Source organism: Noviherbaspirillum sp. (genome assembly GCF_036846085.1).
In the GTDB taxonomy this organism is placed as follows: Bacteria; Pseudomonadota; Gammaproteobacteria; order Burkholderiales; family Burkholderiaceae_D; genus Noviherbaspirillum.
On sequence record NZ_DAIUCO010000324.1, the window covers coordinates 1 to 5,313 of the forward strand.

5 protein-coding genes are annotated in these 5,313 nt (G+C 59.6%); 3 read left to right on the top strand and 2 right to left on the bottom strand.

The genetic code is table 11. The features are described 5' to 3' along the window. Nucleotides 1-11: 11 nt before the first annotated feature. Together V7080_RS23780 and ftsH are read right to left on the bottom strand one after the other, a co-directional pair. Nucleotides 12-872: a Crp/Fnr family transcriptional regulator gene (locus tag V7080_RS23780; RefSeq protein WP_334190858.1), complete on the bottom strand. Its 861-nt coding sequence runs from the start codon at nt 870-872 to the stop codon at nt 12-14. Nucleotides 873-1,201: 329 nt separating this feature from the next. Then, nucleotides 1,202-3,250, bottom strand: coding sequence for an ATP-dependent zinc metalloprotease FtsH (ftsH, locus tag V7080_RS23785; protein WP_334190859.1), 2,049 nt, complete (start codon nt 3,248-3,250; stop codon nt 1,202-1,204). A 270-nt stretch (nt 3,251-3,520) separates the two neighbouring features. Here ftsH and V7080_RS23790 point away from each other — a divergent pair, with 270 nt between their 5' ends. The 3 genes from V7080_RS23790 (at nt 3,521) to V7080_RS23800 (ending at nt 5,199) form a co-directional block, all read left to right on the top strand. Beyond that, on the top strand, nt 3,521-3,994 hold the full coding sequence (locus tag V7080_RS23790; protein ID WP_334190860.1) for an RrF2 family transcriptional regulator: 474 nt from the start codon (nt 3,521-3,523) through the stop codon (nt 3,992-3,994). A gap of 153 nt (nt 3,995-4,147) precedes the next feature. Continuing rightward, entirely contained in the window at nt 4,148-4,546 is a 399-nt protein-coding gene (locus V7080_RS23795; protein ID WP_334190861.1) for a group III truncated hemoglobin, read from the top strand. A gap of 20 nt (nt 4,547-4,566) precedes the next feature. Then, complete coding sequence (locus V7080_RS23800) at nt 4,567-5,199, top strand: alternative oxidase (RefSeq protein WP_334190862.1); 633 nt, start codon at nt 4,567-4,569, stop codon at nt 5,197-5,199. Nucleotides 5,200-5,313: the final 114 nt, after the last annotated feature.

Below are 5,313 nucleotides of genomic sequence, written 5' to 3' on the forward strand. Positions count from 1 at the left end.
GTCCATGCCGCTTAACCATACGGTATTCCCAATAGTCTTTTGAACTGCAATGTGACCACCTTGTAGCATTCGCAGGATGTCTCTTCCAACGCCGCCCGGTCGAGTATTTTCATATGGCCGCGCCGATACTGGATGATCCCGGCGTTTTGAAATGCGCCTGCTATCAGGCTGACGCTCGGGCGATGCACACCGAGCATCTCGGCGATAAACTCCTGGGTCAGGTAAAACTCCTCACCGCGCACCCTATCGTGCGTCACCAATAACCAGCGGGCAAAACGGGCCTCGATCGTGTGCATGCGGTTGCATGCCACCGATTGCGATACCTGCGAAAGGTATGCTTGAAAGTAGCATTCCGCCAGGTGTCGCAAGGGAGTCTGGCCAGTGATCTCCTTCTGGAAATCGGCCGTCCTCATGCGCAGGCTGCGCCCTGCTATCTGGCAGACGCAGCTTTCAATCGCCAGGGAGGCATTCACCAGCAGTTCGACACTGGAAAATCCTTCATTGCCGACGGTGCCGACTTCGACCGCCGCGCCATCCTCGAGATAAATCAGGTTCGACAGTGCACTGTCGCACGGAAAATGGACATGCGAAACCGCCTTGTTTCGTTCATAAATTACATCTTTTGATTTGAGATTGCTTTTTTCAAGCCGGGGCAACAAGGCCTGATAGTGCTCATCGGTGAGTTTGTTTAAAAGCCGGTTGCCGCATTTGCGCGCTTCAGCGAGGGTAAGCATCATGGCGCTTCCTTCATCTAACGGTATGACGTTGTGACAGGAAACGAGAAGTTGAACGACGGGATGATCAACCGTAGGTTTCAGCGTAATACGGTGTCTTAGAAGACGCGTTATGGTGGAGCAGGTGGTCCACCGCAAAGTCTGGAAAGACAAAGGATACGATACGAGAGGATCTGATTGTTCGCATCAGCGTTGCCAATCCGTTCTTTGGCAAAGCGTACGTCAGAGTGTTACATACAACACGCCGTTTTCTACGCAACCAACCCTACATAGCGCATAAATATCAGGACTGGTTTCCCGATGTTTCCGCATGGCCACCTATTCGCCGCCAATCCGCGCCGTTCAGGCATGAATAGTGTTTCCGGGCACCGATTCGATGCAGCATCAAGGCCGGACGATCGATCGGCACGCGTAGATACAGGTGCGGAGGCGGCGCAAGGAAGTCGTGCAGTCACGCCCTTGGCGAGTTATGCGGGTGATTGGTTTGGGCTGCGCGCATCGACCGCCGGCATGCGGCGATTCGTGAGTGCGGGCGCGGGCGGCAAGCCGGTGACGGCAAGGATTTCCTGTTCATCCAGCGTCTCGCGTTCCAGCAGCGCGCGCACCAGCGCATCGAGTTCCCTTCTGTGCTCCTGCAGCAGTAGCGTGGCGTCCCTGTGGCTTTCGTTGATGATGCGCTGTACCTCAAGGTCGATGAGGCGCGCGGTCTCTTCGCTGAACGGCTTTTCGCCCCCTCCGCCCACGGCGCCGCCGAGGAAGGAATTCTGCCGCGGCGCGAGCTGCACCATGCCGAGTTCATCGCTCATGCCCCAGCGGGTGACCATGCTGCGGGCAAGACTGGTGGCCTGCTCGATGTCGTTCTCCGCGCCGGTAGTCCGGGTGCCGTACACGACTTCCTCCGCGACCCGGCCGCCCAGCATGCCGACGATCCTCGCCCGCAGATACTGCTCCGGATAGTTGTAGCGATCGGTCTGCGGCCGCTGGTAGGTGACGCCCAGCGCCTGCCCGCGCGGCACGATGGTGACGCGGTGCACAGGGTCGGCGCCCGGGACCACCAGCCCAAGGATCGCGTGGCCGCTCTCGTGGTACGCGATACGCTCGCGATCGGCTTCGCTGAGCAAGATCGGCCGTTCGGGGCCGAGGACGATTTTTTCCAGCGCATCCATGAAGTCCTTGTGCCGCACATCGTTCTGCTCTCGGCGTGCCGCGAGCAGCGCCGCCTCGTTGACGAGGTTGCGCAGGTCCGCGCCGGACAGCCCCGGCGTGGCAGACGCCAGCTCGGACAGGTTGACATCCTTCCCGAGAGGCACCTTCCGGGTGTGCACATTGAGAATCGCTTCGCGCCCGGTCTTGTCGGGCAGGTTGACGACCACGCGCCGGTCGAAGCGGCCCGGCCGCATCAATGCCTTGTCGAGCACATCGGGCTGGTTGGTCGCGGCAAGCACGATGATGCCTTCGCGGCTCGAAAAACCATCCATCTCGGTGAGGATCTGGTTCAGCGTCTGTTCCTGTTCGCTCGAACCGCCGAACGCGACCTGGCCGCGTGCGCGTCCGATCGAATCGAGCTCGTCGATGAAGATGATTGCGGGTGCATTCTCCCGAGCCTGCTTGAACAGGTCGCGTACCCTCGCCGCGCCGACGCCCACGATCATTTCCACGAACTCCGCCGCGCTCATCGAAAAGAACGGCACGCCCGCCTCGCCGGCGACAGCCCTTGCCAGCAGCGTCTTGCCGGTGCCCGGCGCGCCGATCAAAAGCACCCCCTTCGGTGCCGCGCCGCCCAGCCGGGTATATTTTCCGGGGTCTTTCAGAAAATCCACAATCTCGACGAGCTCGTTCTCCGCTTCGTCGATACCGGCCACGTCATTGAACGTGACGCGCGAATCCTGCTCCTGGTCGTAGCGGCGCGCCTTGCTCTTGCCGATACCGAACATCGATCCGCCCATGCCGCCTCCCTGCGCCGTCCGGCGGTAGAGCCATACGTAAAACGCGATGATCAGCAGCGCCGGTCCGAAGCCGAAGAGAAGCGTGGCCCAGCCGCTGCCGGTCTGGATCGGCACGGCGCTGATCTCGACCTTGTTGGCGATGAGGAAGTCCTCGAAGTCGGGGCCGACGAAGGTCGGCAGCGTGGTTGTGAAGGTCTGCGACGTCCGGCTTGGCGTGGCCGGCAGCGGCCCGGGAGGCGGCTCCTTTTTCTGTTCGTCGCCGGCTGCCGGAGGCGGCCATGTGACCGGTGCCCCGAAGCGGCCTTCGATGCTCGCACCCTTGCTGTAGATCGACTTGACGTTGCCGTTGGCCACCTGTTCCTTGAATACCGTATAGGGCACGGTCACCGGCGCGTTCTCGTCCGGGAAGAACACCTTCATCAACAGGTAATTGACGAACAGGATGATGGCGAACAGCAGCCATGCCTTGCGTGGCGGCATCCTGGCCGGCTCCGGGTTCTTTGGCGTGCCTTGCCGGCTGCTCCCCGACGGAACGGGCTTGGCAGGCAACGGTGTGATGTCGCGTTTCATATGATGGTTCGGCACTCACACCATATCGATAGTTTCTTCGGCAACGCCTGCGACGGTTGTTGTAGCTCAAATATCCGTTGCCGCCGCGGCGGTGCGGATGCGCGTGCCTGCCGCCGCCGGTACATGCAGGTTAATCATGCGGTGTCGGTCCGGCGAACGGGCACGCATTGACGGAACGGATGAATCGACGAATCCTGATAGCAACTTTAAATATGCCTTTAAAATACCTATTATGCTAAAGTGCATGCAACTTCACCGCTTTCCTCCATCATGCGCCTCACCCGATTTTCCGATATTGGCCTTCGTGTGCTGATTTACCTGGCGCGCGCCAGTGACGACCGCGCGCCGGCGACGGTGGCCGAGATCGCGCAGCAATTCGATGTACCGGCCAATCACCTGGTGAAGGTCGTAGGCCAGTTGGCGCGTGCCGGCTGGATCAGGGCGATGCGGGGCCGCAACGGCGGGTTGACCCTGAATGCCGATCCGAAGACCCTGCGTATCGGCCTTGTGCTGCGCGAGCTCGAAGGCGACGATGAGCTCGTCGATTGCGAAGCCGGAAGCTGCCAGCTGCGTGGCAATTGCCTGCTCCGCTCCGCCCTGGCGGTGGGAAAGAACGCTTTCTACGATGCCATGGACCGCTATACCCTTGCCGATATCACACAGGGCGCAGTGGGCGAACAGATCGTGATGATGCACCGCAATTTCACCCGCATGGCGAGGGAAGGCAAGACCGAAATCGCATAAGGATTGATGGAAAGCCCTGACGGGCATTATTTTTGTCATTAAATATGCATTTTTAATGCATCTTATTTTGGAATGTATGGTTTGGCCGGCGGCTGGAGCTTGCCGGTTCCCTGCAAGGACAACAATTTTCGATGAAGAAAAGGAGAAACCGAAATGAAAGTCAGCACGATTACGGAAGCCATGATCCGCACCATGGTCGACCGGTTCTATGCGCAGGTGCGCCGCGACGACGTGCTGTCCGGGGTATTCAACGCATCGCTGGACGGCAGGTGGGAACCTCACCTCGACCGCATGGTTGCCTTCTGGACGAAAGTGCTGATGGGCACAGGCGAGTTCCAGAGCGATGTGTTCGGCAAGCACATGGCGCTGCAGGGCATCGAGCAGAAGCATTTCAGCCGGTGGCTGATGCTCTTCGAGCAGACCGTGAATGACATCTACAGTCCGGATGACGCACAGATCGTGATGGAAGTGGCGAATCGGATCGCGCGCAGCTTGCGCTATGGCTACTTCCGGGAACACGCGACGCTCCAGATTCATGAAACGACTATCTAACTGACATTGAAAGGATCATCATGGGTACCCTGCGCCTCCAAGCCGACCATCCGGTACACGTTCCGCCGCGCGACATCTCGGACCGCATCGCCTACGGCTTCACCCGGTTCCTGCGGTTCATCGCCGACCGATTCTTCGCCCGGCGGTACGGGCACCGGGCAGTGGTATTGGAAACCGTTGCTGCCGTGCCCGGCATGGTCGGCGGCCTGCTGCAGCACCTGAAGTCACTGCGATTGATCAAGGACGACAATGGATGGATTCGGCAATTGCTTGATGAAGCGGAGAACGAACGCATGCATCTGATGACCTTCATCGAAATCGCCAAGCCTTCGATGTTCGAACGGGTGGTGATCTGCATGACACAGCTCGTGTTCTACAACCTGTACTTCTTCATCTACCTGCTGTCGCCGAAGACGGCGCACCGGATCGTCGGGTACTTCGAAGAGGAAGCGGTGTACAGCTATTCGGAATACCTGAACGGCATCGATAAAGGGACGTACGAGAATGTCCCGGCACCGGCACTGGCGATCCGGTACTGGAATCTGCCGGCGGATGCGCGCCTGCGTGATGTCGTGATTGCAGTGCGGGCGGATGAGGCGGGGCATCGGGATGTGAATCATGCGTTTGCGGATCAGCTTTGCGGGGTGCGGTAAGGGTAGAGAGACTCTTGGAACCGGCACCACACGGTTCCCTCCCCTTTTCAGGGGGAGGGCTAGGGTGGGGGTAGTGAGGTTGAGCTTATGCATCCGTTTGCCCGACCTCACTAC